Raw genomic sequence first — 15103 nt, 5'->3', positions numbered from 1 at the left:
AGGTGAACCGCGCTACGTGGCTTCGCCCGACATCAATACGGAGGATTTCTGTGCGGCGGTCGACTTCCTGTCCACTTGCGACCAGGCGGATGCCGACCGTATCGGTATCCTGGGCATCTGCGGATGGGGAGGCATGGCCCTCAACGCGGCGGCCATCGATACCCGTATCAAGGCCACGGTGACTTCCACGATGTACGACATGAGCCGCGTCACGGCTAACGGCTATTTCGATGCCATGGATGCCGATGCCCGCTATGAACAGCGCAAGCAGCTCAACGCCCAGCGCACGGAAGACTACCGCCGCGGTACATACGCGCAGGCCGGGGGAGTGGTGGACCCGCTGCCCGCCGACGCGCCCCAGTTCGTGAAAGACTATCATGCGTATTACAAGACCCCGCGCGGCTACCACAAGCGCTCGCTCAATTCCAACAACGGGTGGAACAAGACCTCGGCCCTTTCGTTCATGAACATGCCCCTGCTGAGCTATAGCGATGAGATACGCAGTGCCGTGCTGATGATTCACGGCGAGAAGGCCCATTCGCGTTACTTCAGCGAGGATGCCTTCAAGATACTCAAGGGCGACAACAAGGAGCTGCTCATCATCCCCGGTGCCAGCCATGTGGACTTGTACGACCGGATGGACGTGATTCCTTTCGACAAGATTGAGCAGTTCTTCCGTACGTACCTGAAGTGAGAAGTCAGTGCGCTGCGCACCTGTTCTTTCATTTCTGTGTTCTTCCGTACGTACCTGAAGTGAGAAGTTTCCCCAGTTATTCTCGGACTATATCGGAAGAATATAGAAACGAGATTTTAAACTGAATAAAAGTAATGGGGAGTCTCAATACAAGGAAAAAGGAAAAACTTACTGATAATTTATAGCTCATCAATAAGAATCTCCTGCTTTTAGCCATATAAATTCAAACAAAGGTTAAAGTAGGAGATTTTCTACTTTTAGGGCTCTTCCCATAAGATTTCTATCTTGACGAATCTGTTTTGAGAAAACTTATTCTTGTGGATACCTGATCTGAAAAGGTTGAGCTTTCCAAAATAAAAATGCATTCCAAAAGTGGTGTGAGACATCAAACTTCTGGGATGCATTTTCTTGTAATATAAGAAATACTCTGTGTGTATTTCTGTAGTCTTATTTCGGCGCCTTGCGGTAGAGATAAATCGCGATGAACAGATACAAGATGTTCGGAATCCATACCGCGAGGTTGGGCGACGCATTTCCGTTGATGGCGAAGGTCGACGAAATGGTCTGGAACAGGATGTAGGAGAAACTCAGGGCGATACCGATACCCAGGTGAAGTCCCATACCTCCTTTCCGCTTCTGCGACGAAAGCGAGAGTCCGATGACCGTCAGGATGAAGGCCGCAAACGAGGTGGCAATGCGCCGGTAGTATTCCACCTCGAACACCTTGATATTGGCGAACCCTCGTTGCTTCTGCTTGTCGATGTATTCCCGTAGCTGGGGACTGGTCATGGTTTCCTGCTGCCCTCGGGTAATCAGGAAGTCCTGCGGCTCCATGTTGATGATGGAGTCCATCCGGTCGCCGCGGGTGATGGTCTCGCGCATGCCCTTCATCTCGCGGATCATGTAGTCCTTGATAATCCACCGGTGTACGGCGGTGGTGTCGTAGGTAATGCGGCGGGCCGTGAGGTGCGACACCAGCTTGTGGTCTTCAAACTTGTCGAGCGAGAAGCGGTAGGCCGTCTTGTTGTAGTCCTCGTAGCGTTCCATGTAGGCAATCACTCCCGTGTCCACCTCCAGCTGGATGTTGCGCACATAGTCCGTCTTCTTCTTGTTCTTGTACACCTGCTCGAACTTGAGTCGGGTCACACTTCCCGTGGGGATGACCTCCGTACTCAGCACGTAGGTGACCAGGGCGATGATGGCCGCCGAAATCATGTAAGGTACCATGAGCCGCTTGAAACTCATGCCCGTGGAGAACATGGCGATGATTTCGGAGTTCTCAGCCAACTTCGACGTGAAGAAAATCACGGCGATGAACACGAACAACGGGCTGAACAGGTTGGTGTAGTAAGGAATGAAGTTCAGGTAATAGTCGAAGATGATGGCACTGATGGGCGCCTTGTTGTTGATGAAGTCGTCAATGTTTTCATTGATGTCGAACACCACGGCAATGGAGATAATCAGTGCGATGGCAAAGAAATAGGTACCCAGGAACTTCACGATGATGTACCTGTCGAGCCGTTTCAGCCATTTCTTCTTGAATGGGTTTCCTTTTAATTTTTTCAGCTGCTCCCTTCCTGCTTTCAGGTAGAAACGGAACAGCTGGGCCACATTGTGCTTCATATCAAACTACAATTACAATCGGGTAGATAAACGTTTCACCATCATCGGCTTCCAGGTAGAGAAGTCGCCGGCGATGATGTGCTTGCGGGCCTCGCCCACGAGCCAGAGGTAGAAGGCCAGGTTGTGGATGGAGGCAATCTGCAGGGCAAGCAGCTCCTGGGCATGGAACAGGTGGCGCAGGTAGGCGCGGCTGTACATGGTGTCCACGTAAGAGGCGCCGTCGGCTTCGATGGGGAAGTAATCGTTCTCCCATTTCTTGTTGCGCATGTTCATGATGCCGTCTTTGGTGAAGAGCATGCCGTTTCGGCCGTTGCGGGTCGGCATTACGCAATCGAACATGTCCACTCCTCGTTCAATACCTTCCAGAATGTTGACCGGAGTTCCCACACCCATCAGGTAGCGGGGCTTGTCGGTGGGCAGAATCTCGTTGACCACCTCAATCATCTCGTACATCTTCTCCGTCGGTTCGCCCACGGCCAGTCCGCCGATGGCGTTTCCGTCGGCATTCTTCGAAGCGATGTACTCTGCCGAACGTCGGCGCAGGTCGGGATACACACATCCCTGCACGATGGGGAAGAGCGACTGGTTGTAGCCGTACTTGGGCTCCGTCTCGTTGAAACGGGCGCAACAACGGTCGAGCCAGCGATGCGTGAGCTCCATCGACTTCTTGGCATAGTCATAGTCGGAGGTGCCGGGCGCACATTCATCAAAGGCCATGATGATGTCGGCCCCGATGGTGCGTTCGATGTCCATCACCCGTTCAGGCGTGAACAAATGTTTCGACCCGTCGATGTGCGAGCGGAACTCCACGCCTTCTTCGCGCAATTTCCGGATGCCGGAGAGGGAGAACACTTGGAAGCCCCCGCTATCAGTCAGCATCGGACGGTCGAATCCGTTGAACTTGTGCAACCCTCCAGCCCCCTCAATGATGTCGAGTCCCGGACGCAGGTAGAGGTGGTAGGTGTTTCCCAGGATAATCTGGGCCTTGATGTCGTTCTTCAGTTCGTGAAGATGCACCCCCTTTACCGTGCCGAGTGTGCCGACCGGCATAAAGATAGGGGTCTCAATCTGCCCGTGGTCGGTCGTAATCAGACCGGCGCGGGCATTCGATTTGGGATCCGTATGTTGTAACTCAAACTTCATTGTGCTGGGTTTTCTGGGTTCTTGTCTTTGTCTTCTTTCACGGTGAAATCAATGGCATCGGCCACCTTCTCGTCGGTCAGGGCCAGGCGGAGCACCTCCTTGATGTCCTTCACGTAGTGGAAGGTCATGCCCGTGAGGTACATCGGCTGGATTTCGTTGATATCCTTGCGGTTCTCCTCACACAAGATGATGTCCTTGATGCCGGCACGCTTGGCGGCCAGAATCTTTTCGCGGATACCGCCTACCGGCAATACCTTTCCGCGCAGGGTGATTTCGCCCGTCATGGCCAGGTTGGCCTTTACTTTCCGCTGGGTCAGGGCAGACGCCAGTGAGGTGACCATCGTAATACCGGCAGATGGGCCATCCTTCGGGATAGCTCCTTCCGGCACGTGGATATGGATGTTCCAGTTGTCGAAGATACCTTCCGGCAAGTCAAGCAGATGGCTGTGCGCTTTCAGGTACTCCAATGCCAGCATGGCTGATTCTTTCATGACCGCACCCAAGTTTCCGGTCAGGGTCAGTTGTCCTTTTCCGCGGCTCAGGCTGGTTTCCACGAACAGGATTTCTCCGCCTACCGCCGTCCAGGCCAGTCCGGTCACTACGCCGGCATATTCATTGCCCTGGTATTTGTCGCGGGAGTATTCCTGTGGGCCGAGGAACTTCTCGATATCCTTCGGCTTCAGTTCGTGCGTTTCGGTAAATTCACCGCTGGCGATTTCCAGGGCGATTTTCCGCATCACCTTGCTGATTTTCTTTTCCAGCTCACGCACGCCGCTTTCACGGGTATAGTTCTCGATGATATATTCAATGGCTCCTTTGGAGAATTTCACATGCTCCTTCTTCAAGCCGTTCTTTTCCATTTCCTTCGGAATCAAGTGGCGGCGGGCAATCTCGATTTTCTCTTCGGTGATGTAGCCGCTCACCTCGATCAGCTCCATACGGTCGAGTAACGGAGTGGGGATGGTACCTAAGTTGTTGGCCGTAGCGATGAACATGACGTTCGACAAGTCGTAGTCGATGTCCACATAGTTGTCGTGGAACGAGTTGTTCTGTTCCGGGTCGAGCACTTCGAGCATGGCCGAACTCGGGTCGCCGTGATTGTCGTTGCTCAGCTTGTCGATTTCATCGAGAATGATGACCGGATTGGAAGTTCCCGCCTTAATCAGACTCTTGATGATACGTCCCGGCATGGCTCCGATGTAGGTCTTGCGGTGTCCACGGATTTCGGCCTCGTCGTGTACGCCACCCAGTGACATGCGGACGTATTTTCGCTTCAAGGCCGTAGCGATGGAGCGTCCTAATGAAGTCTTGCCGACTCCCGGAGGACCGTAGAGGCAGATAATCGGCGATTTCAGATCGCCTTTCAACTTCAGTACGGCCAAGTATTCCAAGATACGTTCTTTCACCTTTTCCAGTCCGTAGTGTTCCTTGTCCAAAATCTTTTTGGCGTTCGGTATGTCAATCACATCCGTGGTGTAGACTCCCCACGGCAATGAGAGCAGGGTCTGGAGGTAAGTCAATTGCACATTGTAGTCGGGCGATTGCGGGTTGATGCGTTCCAGTTTGGCGAGCTCACGGTCGAAAATTTCCTTTACTTCGGGTTTCCAAAGCATGGTCTCGCTTTTCTTCTGGAGTTCGTCAATTTCATCATCCTGTCCGTTGCCCAGTTCGTCCTGAATGTTCTTGATCTGTTGTTGCAAGAAGTACTCCCGTTGCTGGCGGTCCAGGTCTTCGCGCGTACGCATCTGGATGTTCTGTTTCAGCGTGGCCAGCTGGATGGTCTTGTTCAGGAGCTGGATCAGCCGGTACAGACGTGATTTCAGGTCATTCATCTGCAACAACTCATACTTCTCGTTGATCGGGAAGGGGAAGTTGCCCGAAATAAAGTTGACCAGTACCTCGTTGTTGTCCAGGTTCTTCAATGCGAAAGAAGTGTCCGGAGAGAGGTCATCCGAAAGTTCGATTACCTTGTTGGTCAATTCCTTGCAGGTGTCAATCAAGGTCTTGAACTCGTCCGATTTCTCGTCCTTCATGTTCTCCTTGATGACAGACACCTTTCCCCGCAAGAAAGGACGGGTAGAGGTAATCTCTTCCAGCTTCACCTTCGGACCCGTGGCCTGAAGGATGGCGGTAACGGTCCCTCCTGGCATTTCAAATACGCGGAGCACTTTTCCGATGACCGCAATGGGGAACAGGTCTTTTTGCTTGGGAGACTCCGTTTCGCCTACCTTTTGGGTAGTAATGACGATAGGTTCCTTGGTCTGAAGAGCCTGGTTCACCAGTTTAAGTGTGGGTTGCCTTCCCACATTGATCGGCATGACGATAGCAGGGAATATCATTAGGTTGCGCAAGGGCATGACGGGCAAATCCCCGGTCAGATCTTCTTCCTTGGTATCCTCCGCAGGAATCGTTTCAATTTCTGCCATCATAGGGATGTCCTTGCCTTCTGCGCCAACCAGAATCTCATTGTTTTTTGTCTTTTTTACCATATTTGTTTGTCGCTTCTGAATTAAGAAGGTTTTTTATTGTTCAAAACGGCACAAAGGTAATCATTCCGCGCCTAATATGGAAACTATTTACTTCAAATACCTGTTTATTATTTAAAAATAATATGAGGTGAGACTGCTTTCTGAGGGGTTTTCTGTATTTTTGGCGAAAATTTTGAAAGAAGAAATATGCCGAATCCTTTTTTTCAGTTCAAGCAATTTGTGGTTTTTCATGATAAATGTGCCATGAAAGTGGGTACAGACGGAGTATTGGTGGGCGCCTGGGCACAGGTGGACGGAGCCTCCCGTATCTTGGACATCGGTACCGGAAGCGGACTGATTGCCCTGATGCTGGCCCAGCGCAATCCTCAGGCTTTCGTGGCGGCGGTCGATATTGACGAAGCGGCCGTGGAGCAGGCACGTGAGAATGTGGCCCGTTCACTTTGGGCCGACCGGATGGACGTGACTCTGTTGGACATCCGGCAGGCTCCGGAAGAGTGGAAAGGTCGTTTTGACGCAATCGTGTCGAATCCACCCTATTTTGTGGAATCGGTGAAATGCCCGCAGGCCCAGCGGAACACGGCCCGGCATACCGATGCGCTGGATTTCGAAGCACTTTTAGCGAAAGTCGCTTTCCTGCTCTCGGACGAAGGATGCTTTTCGGTGATACTTCCAGCCCAGGCGGCTTCTGATTTCGTAGCACTGGCCCTGAAAGAGGGTTTGTCTCTTTCCCGTCAGACGTGGGTGCATTCCCGTGCCGAACTCCCTCCGAAGCGCGTGTTGATGGCCTTTGTCAAATCGTCTTGCCTACAGACGGAAATCCGTCATTTAGCTATTGAGACTACACATCATGTCTATACGCCGGAGTTTAAGGACCTCGTCAAATCGTTCTACCTGGCCTTGTAACAGGAAAGGTCATTTCTTGGAAAGTCTTCGCAAAATATGCTGGTTGAGCATCAGAAGTTGGCGGTGCTTCTGGGCGATAGTTGAGGTGAAGGGCTGCCGGCCAATGAAGTCCGTGAAATGTTGCAGGATGTTCAGCGGGGGAGAAGGCATTCGCTTGGGGCGAATCGGAGCAATGACATGAAGCCCCTGATGGATGATTTCCACTTTCAAGTCTTTTCCTCCCATCGCCGGATCACCGTCGAAGTGGAACACCCCTTCTTTTTCCCTGTGGATGATGATGCTCTTTTCCTTCATTGTCTTGATGCGGCTGTTCTGGTCGAGGGTACGGGTAAACAATTGGATGGAGAGGGAGGGCACATCCAGCACGGTAAACGGTTCCAAAATGGTGATGTCCATCATTCCGTCGGTCAATGAGGCCTGCGGGGCAATGTACGCGTTGTTTCCATACTGGGAAGCATTGGCGCAAGCAATCAAAAAAGCCTTGTAACGGACGGTGCCCGATTCATTCTCAATTTCATAAGTTTCCGGCTGGTAGGTAAGACTCTCATGGAGTGTGTTTTCCAGGTAAGTGAGCAATCCTCTTTTCCCGGAATCCGCAAATTTCAGGCTCACGAACGCATCGAATCCCACTCCGCAAGTGCAGAAAAAAGGACGGTTGTCAATCTTTCCGTAATCAATGGTCTTGACTCTTCCGGCATTCAATACCTTGATGGCCCCTCTGGGTTCCATGGGGATATGCAGGTGGCGTGCCAGTCCGTTGCCTGACCCGCAGGGGATGATTCCCATAGCTGTATGGGTATGGATAAGCGCACGTCCTATTTCGTTGATGGTTCCGTCTCCGCCGATGGCTACCACGATGTCTGTCCCTTCTGCGGCAGCTTGTGCGGCAATTTCAGAAGCATGTCCGGCGTATTCGGTCTTTCTGATAGAGTACTCATACATGGATTGGTCCAGTTCTCGCTCGATAAGTTTTAGAATGAACTCTTTTCCATGTGTTCCGGAGATGGGGTTTACCACAAAAATGATTCGCTTTTTCGTATCCATAAGCCAAATTTAGATTTTGGGAGTACAAAAATAATATTATCTTTCTATTGGGAAGATGTTTTTGTGGATAATTAAACAGAAAACCAAATTTTTTAGGGGATTTGTGTCTGATTTTGGAGTTTTTTGTATCTTTGCACGTTCTTAGTAAAAACGATGTGACGAAACGGTTGCAAAGTGATAAGGTTTAACGTAAGCCGGGGTGCTTACCAGATACTTAAAATATGGGATTATTACAAGAAAAATTTAGTAAGTTCAGACTGCCTCAGATGTATATGGAGAGAGGCGTTTATCCTTATTTCCGCGAGATTGACAGTGCTCAGGACACAGAGGTGATGATGGACGGAAAAAAGGTACTGATGTTTGGCTCAAACTCTTACATGGGCTTGACTCACGACCAAAGAATTATTGACGCGGCCATTGCAGCGACTCGCAAATACGGTACAGGATGTGCAGGTTCCCGTTTGTTGAACGGAACACTTGATATTCATGTACAGTTGGAAAAAGAGTTGGCCGAATTCGTAGGAAAAGATGAAGCGCTTTGCTTCTCCACAGGTTTTACGGTGAATGAAGGAGTGATTCCTCAGTTGGCCGGACGTGGCGATTACATCATTTGTGATGACCGTGACCATGCATCTATCGTGGACGGACGCCGTCTTTCTTTTGCCACTCAGTTGAAGTACAAGCATAATGACATGGAGGCTTTGGAGAAAGAACTCCAGAAATGCGAACCGGATGCCGTGAAATTGATTGTGGTGGACAGTGTGTTCTCGATGGAAGGTGATTTGGCCAACTTGCCGGAAATCGTCCGTTTGAAGAAGAAATACAATGCCAGCATTTATGTGGATGAAGCTCACGGTCTGGGTGTGTTCGGTAAGGAAGGCCGCGGTGTATGTGACCATTTTGGCGTAACAGACGACATCGACCTGATTATGGGTACGTTTAGTAAGTCATTGGCATCTATCGGTGGTTTCGTAGCCGGTGACAAGGATGTCATCAACTGGTTGCGTCACAATGCCCGTTCTTATATTTTCCAGGCCAGCAATACTCCGGCCGCTACGGCTGCTGCCAGAGAGGCCATCCATATTTTCAAAACTGAGCCTGAACGTCAGCAGAACTTGTGGAAGATTACCAATTACGCGTTGAAGAGTTTCCGTGACGCCGGATTTGAAATCGGTGACACAGAGAGCCCGATTATTCCGCTGTACGTGCGCGATACGGACAAGACCTTCGAAGTGACCAAATTAGCTTTCGACGAAGGTGTCTTCATTAATCCGGTAATCCCGCCAGCCTGTGCACCGCAGGATACACTGGTGCGTTTTGCACTGATGGCTACTCATACCAAGGAACAGGTGGACTTCGCCATTGAGAAATTGATCAAGTGCTTCAAACAACTGGATTTATTGAAATAATAAATTATATCGTTTGACTTTTTAAAGGACTTTGAAAGGAGGTTTTTACTATGGGAGCTGCAGGTAATAAAAAACCAAAAGGCATGCATAAAAAACATGCACCGGCTTATCAAGTAGAAGAGGCCATTCATGAAAATGACCTGAAAAAAGGAAAAAAGAAATAAATCGTTTGGCGGTTTATTTTGAAAAGGGTTATATTTAGAGTGCTCTTTGCGTTTGCAAAGGGACTTGGATATAACCCTTTTTTTTATTGTATATGTTTTAACTTTAAGACGATATGATACTGAATGAAAGAGACAGCCGCCATGAGCAAGTGTTGCAGGTGGCACAACAGATGATGACGGCCGCACGTACAGCTCCTAAAGGGAAAGGTGTGGACATCATTGAAGTGGCAATGGTAACGGAAAGCAATATCCGTATCTTGTCGGATACAATGAAGCAGATGTATGAAGACAATGGTTTTAAATTCTTCTTGCGGGATGCCGACAATATTCTTCAGGCAGAATGTATTGTACTGATTGGTACGCATGAACATCCGCAAGGGTTGAATTGCGGACATTGCGGATACGAAACTTGTGCCAGCCGCAAGGAAGGGGTTCCTTGTGCCATCAATAGTGTAGATGTAGGCATTGCCATCGGGTCAGCCTGTTCTGTAGCCGCCGACCATCGGGTGGATACGCGGGTCATGTTCTCAGCCGGACTGGCAGCCCAGCAACTCGACTGGCTGGACGGATGCACTCAGGTGTATGCCATCCCCGTGAGTGCATCTTCCAAGAATCCGTTCTTCGACCGGAAGCCTAAGACAGAATGAATTTTTCTGCCGCATACGCCACGCCGTCTTCCTCATTCGACAGAGTGATGAAGTCGGCGTTTTCTTTTACCACGTCCTGCGCGTTGGCCATGGCGATACCCAGTCCGGCATATTTGATCATGGACAGGTCATTGAATCCGTCGCCGATGGCAATCATTTCTTCGCGCGACACTCCAATTTTTTCCAGCATACCTTCCAGTGACAGAGCCTTGTCGATGCCCTTCGGTACCAGCTCCAAGAAATAAGGCTCGGAGCGGAACACGCCCATGCGGTCTTTCAAATGTTCGTACATCTCTTTTTCCAGTACCGCCAGACGGGTAGGGTCGCCTACAATCAGGCATTTGGCAATGGGATGCTTTACGGCCTCCAGGAAGTTGTCCACCTTCTTGATTTTCATTACGTTGAGCAGCGCCTCTTTCAGCACATATTCATCGTCGGGCTTTTCGGTCAGCACATATTCCCCGTCGTAGGTCACGATGGCGAAATCATTTTTCTTGGCACATTCATACAGGTAGGGAAGCACCTCAGGGTCGAGGAGGTTCTTGCATATCACTTCCTTGGTTTTCCAGTCGGTGATTTCCCCGCCGTTGTAAGCCAGGATATATCCTTCGTATTTTTGTAATTCCAATTGTTCGGCCAGGGGCACGATGCCGTAGGTGGGCCGTCCGGAAGCCAGTATGATTTTTACTCCTTTTTCCTGCGCTTTGAGCAGCGTTTCACGGGTGTGAGGGGTAATTACTTTTTTCGAATTGGTAAGCGTACCGTCGAGGTCTAATGCTAATAGTTTGTATTTCATAAAATAGTACTGTGAATCGGGTGCAAAAATACGAAAAAAAGTGTAATGATGGAAATGTGAAAGCGGAAACGTGCACGGGAACAACGGTGGAGAGGGAGGGTGGTATCAGGAAGAAAACTCTTTGTGTGATTGAAAAAGATAAGGGCGTAGATTGGGAAACATGGGGCGTATTTCTATGTTTCGCATGGCAGAAACGTAGGTTTTCCCATCGGAAAACGTATGTTTTCGCGGGCAGAAACGTACGTTTCCCGAAAGCGAAACGTAGAAAACGGAAGGGTGGATGGCAGTATAAATAGATAGGTTTTGAAGTTATGGGTCTGATCGTCAGTTTGAAGGTGTTCATGGGTTCGATAAATGTGGGCTATTGGGGGAGAACTGTCAATTTTTTTCGTATCTTTCGCAAGAAAGTTGATAACAGAAAGTATATGAATATTTACGTGGATTTTTCTTTAAGATTGTTTGTGGCAGGCCTGATGGGGGTACTTATCGGTCTGGAACGAGAATACCGCGCAAAGGAAGCCGGCTATCGGACCCATTTTTTGGTGGCCTTGGGCAGTGCGTTGATGATGATTGTATCGCAATATGGTTTTATGGATGTGCTGGAGAAAGATTTGGTGCGGCTGGATCCGAGCCGCTTGGCAGCCCAGGTGGTCAGCGGTATCGGTTTTATTGGGGCGGGTACCATTATTCTCTTGCAGAAACAAGTGGTCCGTGGGTTGACCACAGCGGCAGGGGTGTGGGCCACCGCGGGCATCGGACTGGCTATCGGTGCGGGTATGTATCTGATTGGCATTCTGGCCACACTTCTGGCGCTGGCGGGCTTGGAAGTGCTCAGCTATTGCTTCAAGAGCGTGGGGATGCGGAGTATGATCATTGAATTTACGGCAGGAAATCCGGATGTCTTGAAGGCTGTGTCGGGCCGATTTAGTTCAGATGGCTTTCAGATTGCTTCGTATGAGATGAATAAAGTGTATGAGGATGGACGGGAAATGTATCGTATCTCAATGGTGATACGGGCCAAACGGGCGAATGAAGAAGGGTTGTTGCTCATGCTTTTGCATGACTTCCCGGATATTACGGTAAACCGGATAGTGTGATGCTGTTATAGAAAGTGACAGAAAAGGCCATTGAATGTACGTTCAGTTGTATTCAATGGCCTTTTTGTCAGCCGATATAGACGTTGACATGTAGGAATAAGCGGTCTTGTTTTTCGTCGATGTCGAAATCTATTTTGTCTTCGCGTGCCAGCCACCCGATTGCGGCATTTAAATCTCTGTCGGACAATCCTGATTCTTTTTTTAATTTCTCGTATTCCCAGTGTGCGTTGTCGGAGAGTAGTTTCCAGATAATGCCGGCATTTGTTCCAATGTGAGCCTTGTCCATCATAGTTTTTGAATTTAAATTGTTTTATTTGTTTACTGTCACGGCGAAGATATAAATATTTTGTTGTTACAGCAAGTTTTTTAGTTGTCAAATTTATGTTATGTGTGGCATTTTTGTGAACATTTTCGGGGACTTTGGGATGGTATTGCAGAAATGTGACAACTCTTTCTCGGACGGGAAGGTATTTTTATTCTTCATACCGTATCCTATTCCATTTTTTTCTTATAACTTTGCGTCAAGTAAAAAACGAGAATTATGAGAAGACATAAAATAAACTGGAAGGTTCCTAAAGGAGCGGAGTTGACCGAACTGGACAAGAAGGTGCTGTACTATCAGGACAGAGGCCATTTGGTTCCGACTCGCCAGTTAATCAAGACTCCGGAGCAGATTGAAGGCATCCGTCGCAGTGGAGTCATCAATACAGGGGTGCTTGATTTGGTGGAAAAAGAAATCCATGCCGGAATGAGTACGGCAGAGATAGACAAGATGGTGTACGAATATACCAAAGACCATGGAGCTATCCCGGCTTGCTTGGGTTATGAAGGTTTTCCGAAAAGCTGTTGCACGTCCATTAATGAGGTAGTGTGCCACGGTATCCCGAACGAGGAAGAAATCTTGGAAGAAGGCGATATCATCAATGTGGATTGTACGACCATTTTGGACGGGTATTATGCGGATGCTTCTCGTATGTTCATTATCGGAAAGACCACTCCACAGAAGGAAAAACTGGTACGTGTGGCCAAGGAATGCTTGGAAATCGGTATGGAGGCGGCCAAACCCTATAGCTTTGTGGGTGATATCGGTCATGCCATTGAAAAACATGCCAAGAAAAACGGTTTTTCGGTAGTACGCGACTTATGCGGGCACGGAGTGGGACTGGAATTTCATGAGGAACCGGATGTAGAGCACTTCGGCAAGAAAGGTACCGGCATGCTACTCGTGCCAGGCATGGTATTTACTATCGAGCCGATGATCAACATGGGAACCTGGGAAGTGTTTATTGATGAAGAAGACGGTTGGACCGTAGTGACGGAAGATGAGCTTCCTTCTGCACAATGGGAACATACTTTTGTGATGACGGAACAGGGTCTTGAAATATTGACGCATTAATATATAAGGTATAAAGACATTTTATGAGTACGATAATATTAGGAATTGAATCTTCTTGTGATGATACTTCGGCTGCGGTAATCAAAGATGGCTTTCTGCTCTCCAGTGTAATTGCCAGTCAGGCGGTACACGAAGCGTATGGGGGCGTGGTTCCCGAACTGGCTTCGCGGGCACACCAGCAGAACATAGTGCCGGTGGTGCACGAGGCATTGAAACGGGCCGGGGTGACCAAGGAAGAACTGAGTGCGGTGGCTTTTACCCGTGGACCGGGACTGATGGGTTCTTTGCTGGTAGGAGTATCGTTTGCTAAAGGGTTTGCCCGTGCACTGGGTATTCCGATGGTGGAAGTGAACCATCTGCAAGGACATGTGATGGCTCATTTCATTAAGGAACCTGATGGTGAGAACGTGCAGCCGAGTTTGCCTTTCATCTGTCTGTTGGTATCAGGTGGAAATTCACAGATTATCCGTGTGAATGCCTACAATGACATGGAGGTATTGGGGCAGACCATTGATGATGCGGCAGGAGAGGCCATCGACAAATGTTCCAAGGTGATGGGACTGGGCTATCCGGGTGGACCGATTATCGACAAGTTGGCACGTCAGGGTAATCCGAATGCGTATACGTTCAGTAAACCGCATATTCCGGGGTATAATTACAGCTTTAGCGGCTTGAAAACCTCTTTCCTGTATTCGCTCAAGGAATGGGTGAAAGAAGATCCGGATTTTGTGGAACATCACAAGACTGATTTGGCAGCTTCGCTGGAGAAGACTATTGTGGATATTCTGATGGATAAGTTGCGCAAGGTGGTGAAGGATACGGGTATCAAGGAAGTGGCTGTGGCTGGTGGGGTATCGGCTAACAACGGACTTCGCAATGCTTTTCGTGAACATGCCAAGAAGTATGGCTGGAACATCTTCATTCCGAAGTTTGGCTATACCACCGACAATGCGGCCATGATTGCCATTACAGGATATTATAAATTTTTGGACAAGGATTTTTGCACGATAGACAAGCCCGCTTATTCACGGGTAACCATTAAGTAACAATTTAGAAAAAAGAGATTATGTCAGTAGAAACCAAAACACTAAGTAAGGAGATAAGTGAAATCTTCTGGAGAGAAGGTTTTACATTGGCTACCGCTGAAAGCTGTACGGCAGGTAATGTGGCAGCCATCATAACTGCTATCCCAGGTAGTTCTCGTTTCTATAAAGGTGGAATTATCGCCTATTCAAATGAGGTGAAGGTGAATCACTTGCATGTGAATGCAGAAACATTGGAAAAATATGGGGCTGTAAGTGAAGAAACCGTGGTAGAAATGGTGAAAGGAGCCATTGAAGCATTGGATACGGATTATGCTGTAGCTACATCAGGTATTGCAGGACCGGCTGGAGGTACTCCGGAAAAGCCTGTAGGTACTATTTGGGTGGCTGCCGGCTCGAAGGAAAAGGTGCTCACGGCTATGTTGAACGAAGATGAAGGTCGTGAGAAAAATATTCAGGCTGCAACGGCTAAAACCCTTCAATTATTACTGGATTTGTGTCAAAATCAAGAAAATGAGGAGTAAAAGTGCAATTTATTGGTGAAAGATTTGCTTATATAAAATAAAATCACTTACTTTGCACTCCGTTTGAGAGAACCATGGAATAAAACTATAAAAACTAGATAGAAATGTCGAAAATTTGTCAAATTACCGGA

The 15103-nt window shown here is 48.8% G+C and carries 15 protein-coding genes; 9 read left to right on the top strand and 6 right to left on the bottom strand.

Features of this window, described 5'->3' with window-relative positions; genetic code table 11:
• Window positions 1-694, top strand: a 694-nt coding sequence (locus tag RDP42_RS11540; RefSeq protein ID WP_308763796.1) for an alpha/beta hydrolase, incomplete at its 5' end; no start/stop codon positions are given.
• Between the two features lie 447 nt (window positions 695-1141).
• Here the strand turns inward: RDP42_RS11540 and RDP42_RS11535 are convergent.
• From RDP42_RS11535 to lon, 3 genes are read right to left on the bottom strand one after another with little or no spacing between them, the layout of a single operon-like run.
• Entirely contained in the window at window positions 1142-2317 is a 1176-nt protein-coding gene (locus RDP42_RS11535) for an LptF/LptG family permease (protein ID WP_308763795.1), read from the bottom strand.
• Between the two features lie 12 nt (window positions 2318-2329).
• Window positions 2330-3460 (bottom strand): tRNA guanosine(34) transglycosylase Tgt, encoded by a 1131-nt coding sequence (gene tgt / locus RDP42_RS11530; protein ID WP_308763794.1) that lies wholly within the window; start codon window positions 3458-3460, stop codon window positions 2330-2332.
• Entirely contained in the window at window positions 3457-5949 is a 2493-nt protein-coding gene (lon, locus tag RDP42_RS11525) for an endopeptidase La (protein ID WP_308763793.1), read from the bottom strand. The genes tgt and lon overlap by 4 nt, the downstream gene beginning before the upstream one ends.
• A 186-nt stretch (window positions 5950-6135) precedes the next feature.
• Between lon and RDP42_RS11520 the strand changes: the two genes are divergently transcribed.
• Window positions 6136-6852: a methyltransferase gene (locus RDP42_RS11520; RefSeq protein WP_308763792.1), complete on the top strand. Its 717-nt coding sequence runs from the start codon at window positions 6136-6138 to the stop codon at window positions 6850-6852.
• 9 nt (window positions 6853-6861) lie between these two features.
• Here the strand turns inward: RDP42_RS11520 and RDP42_RS11515 are convergent, their stop codons facing one another.
• On the bottom strand, window positions 6862-7896 hold the full coding sequence (locus RDP42_RS11515; RefSeq protein ID WP_308763791.1) for a YegS/Rv2252/BmrU family lipid kinase: 1035 nt from the start codon (window positions 7894-7896) through the stop codon (window positions 6862-6864).
• A gap of 221 nt (window positions 7897-8117) precedes the next feature.
• Between RDP42_RS11515 and RDP42_RS11510 the strand changes: the two genes are divergently transcribed.
• The 3 genes from RDP42_RS11510 (at window position 8118) to RDP42_RS11500 (ending at window position 10116) form a co-directional block, all read left to right on the top strand.
• Window positions 8118-9305 (top strand): aminotransferase class I/II-fold pyridoxal phosphate-dependent enzyme, encoded by a 1188-nt coding sequence (locus RDP42_RS11510; protein WP_308763790.1) that lies wholly within the window; start codon window positions 8118-8120, stop codon window positions 9303-9305.
• Window positions 9306-9355: 50 nt separating this feature from the next.
• Window positions 9356-9469, top strand: coding sequence for a hypothetical protein (locus tag RDP42_RS11505; RefSeq protein ID WP_022053955.1), 114 nt, complete (start codon window positions 9356-9358; stop codon window positions 9467-9469).
• Between the two features lie 113 nt (window positions 9470-9582).
• Window positions 9583-10116, top strand: coding sequence for a ferredoxin domain-containing protein (locus RDP42_RS11500; RefSeq protein ID WP_204473846.1), 534 nt, complete (start codon window positions 9583-9585; stop codon window positions 10114-10116).
• Here the strand turns inward: RDP42_RS11500 and RDP42_RS11495 are convergent.
• Complete coding sequence (locus tag RDP42_RS11495) at window positions 10103-10912, bottom strand: Cof-type HAD-IIB family hydrolase (protein WP_308763789.1); 810 nt, start codon at window positions 10910-10912, stop codon at window positions 10103-10105. The genes RDP42_RS11500 and RDP42_RS11495 overlap by 14 nt on opposite strands.
• Window positions 10913-11337: 425 nt before the next feature.
• Between RDP42_RS11495 and RDP42_RS11490 the strand changes: the two genes are divergently transcribed.
• Entirely contained in the window at window positions 11338-12009 is a 672-nt protein-coding gene (locus RDP42_RS11490; RefSeq protein WP_308763788.1) for an MgtC/SapB family protein, read from the top strand.
• 67 nt (window positions 12010-12076) lie between these two features.
• On the opposite strand, the gene RDP42_RS11485 is transcribed toward RDP42_RS11490, so the two are convergent.
• Window positions 12077-12295 carry a winged helix-turn-helix domain-containing protein gene (locus RDP42_RS11485; RefSeq protein WP_308763797.1) on the bottom strand — a complete coding sequence of 73 codons (219 nt, stop codon included), beginning with the start codon at window positions 12293-12295 and terminating at the stop codon, window positions 12077-12079.
• 255 nt (window positions 12296-12550) lie between these two features.
• On the opposite strand from RDP42_RS11485, the gene map reads away from it, so the two are divergent.
• From map to RDP42_RS11470, 3 genes are read left to right on the top strand one after another with little or no spacing between them, the layout of a single operon-like run.
• Complete coding sequence (map, locus tag RDP42_RS11480; RefSeq protein ID WP_303911918.1) at window positions 12551-13405, top strand: type I methionyl aminopeptidase; 855 nt, start codon at window positions 12551-12553, stop codon at window positions 13403-13405.
• 23 nt (window positions 13406-13428) lie between these two features.
• Window positions 13429-14451, top strand: coding sequence for a tRNA (adenosine(37)-N6)-threonylcarbamoyltransferase complex transferase subunit TsaD (tsaD, locus tag RDP42_RS11475; protein ID WP_204473824.1), 1023 nt, complete (start codon window positions 13429-13431; stop codon window positions 14449-14451).
• Between the two features lie 20 nt (window positions 14452-14471).
• Window positions 14472-14972 carry a CinA family protein gene (locus tag RDP42_RS11470; RefSeq protein ID WP_303911915.1) on the top strand — a complete coding sequence of 167 codons (501 nt, stop codon included), beginning with the start codon at window positions 14472-14474 and terminating at the stop codon, window positions 14970-14972.
• Window positions 14973-15103: the final 131 nt, after the last annotated feature.

The organism is uncultured Bacteroides sp., from assembly GCF_902472605.1.
GTDB lineage: Bacteria > Bacteroidota > Bacteroidia > Bacteroidales > Bacteroidaceae > Phocaeicola.
This window is presented reverse-complemented; position numbering and strand designations above follow the sequence as displayed.

Coding starts and splice junctions, on each gene's coding strand:
- RDP42_RS11535 (WP_308763795.1), bottom strand. CDS start 2,317: ATGAAGCACAATGTGGCCCAGCTGTTCCGTTTCTACCTGAAAGCAGGA.
- RDP42_RS11510 (WP_308763790.1), top strand. CDS start 8,118: ATGGGATTATTACAAGAAAAATTTAGTAAGTTCAGACTGCCTCAGATG.
- tsaD (WP_204473824.1), top strand. CDS start 13,429: ATGAGTACGATAATATTAGGAATTGAATCTTCTTGTGATGATACTTCG.
- map (WP_303911918.1), top strand. CDS start 12,551: ATGAGAAGACATAAAATAAACTGGAAGGTTCCTAAAGGAGCGGAGTTG.
- RDP42_RS11485 (WP_308763797.1), bottom strand. CDS start 12,295: ATGGACAAGGCTCACATTGGAACAAATGCCGGCATTATCTGGAAACTA.
- RDP42_RS11495 (WP_308763789.1), bottom strand. CDS start 10,912: ATGAAATACAAACTATTAGCATTAGACCTCGACGGTACGCTTACCAAT.
- RDP42_RS11470 (WP_303911915.1), top strand. CDS start 14,472: ATGTCAGTAGAAACCAAAACACTAAGTAAGGAGATAAGTGAAATCTTC.
- lon (WP_308763793.1), bottom strand. CDS start 5,949: ATGGTAAAAAAGACAAAAAACAATGAGATTCTGGTTGGCGCAGAAGGC.
- RDP42_RS11520 (WP_308763792.1), top strand. CDS start 6,136: ATGCCGAATCCTTTTTTTCAGTTCAAGCAATTTGTGGTTTTTCATGAT.
- RDP42_RS11505 (WP_022053955.1), top strand. CDS start 9,356: ATGGGAGCTGCAGGTAATAAAAAACCAAAAGGCATGCATAAAAAACAT.
- RDP42_RS11515 (WP_308763791.1), bottom strand. CDS start 7,896: ATGGATACGAAAAAGCGAATCATTTTTGTGGTAAACCCCATCTCCGGA.
- tgt (WP_308763794.1), bottom strand. CDS start 3,460: ATGAAGTTTGAGTTACAACATACGGATCCCAAATCGAATGCCCGCGCC.
- RDP42_RS11490 (WP_308763788.1), top strand. CDS start 11,338: ATGAATATTTACGTGGATTTTTCTTTAAGATTGTTTGTGGCAGGCCTG.
- RDP42_RS11500 (WP_204473846.1), top strand. CDS start 9,583: ATGATACTGAATGAAAGAGACAGCCGCCATGAGCAAGTGTTGCAGGTG.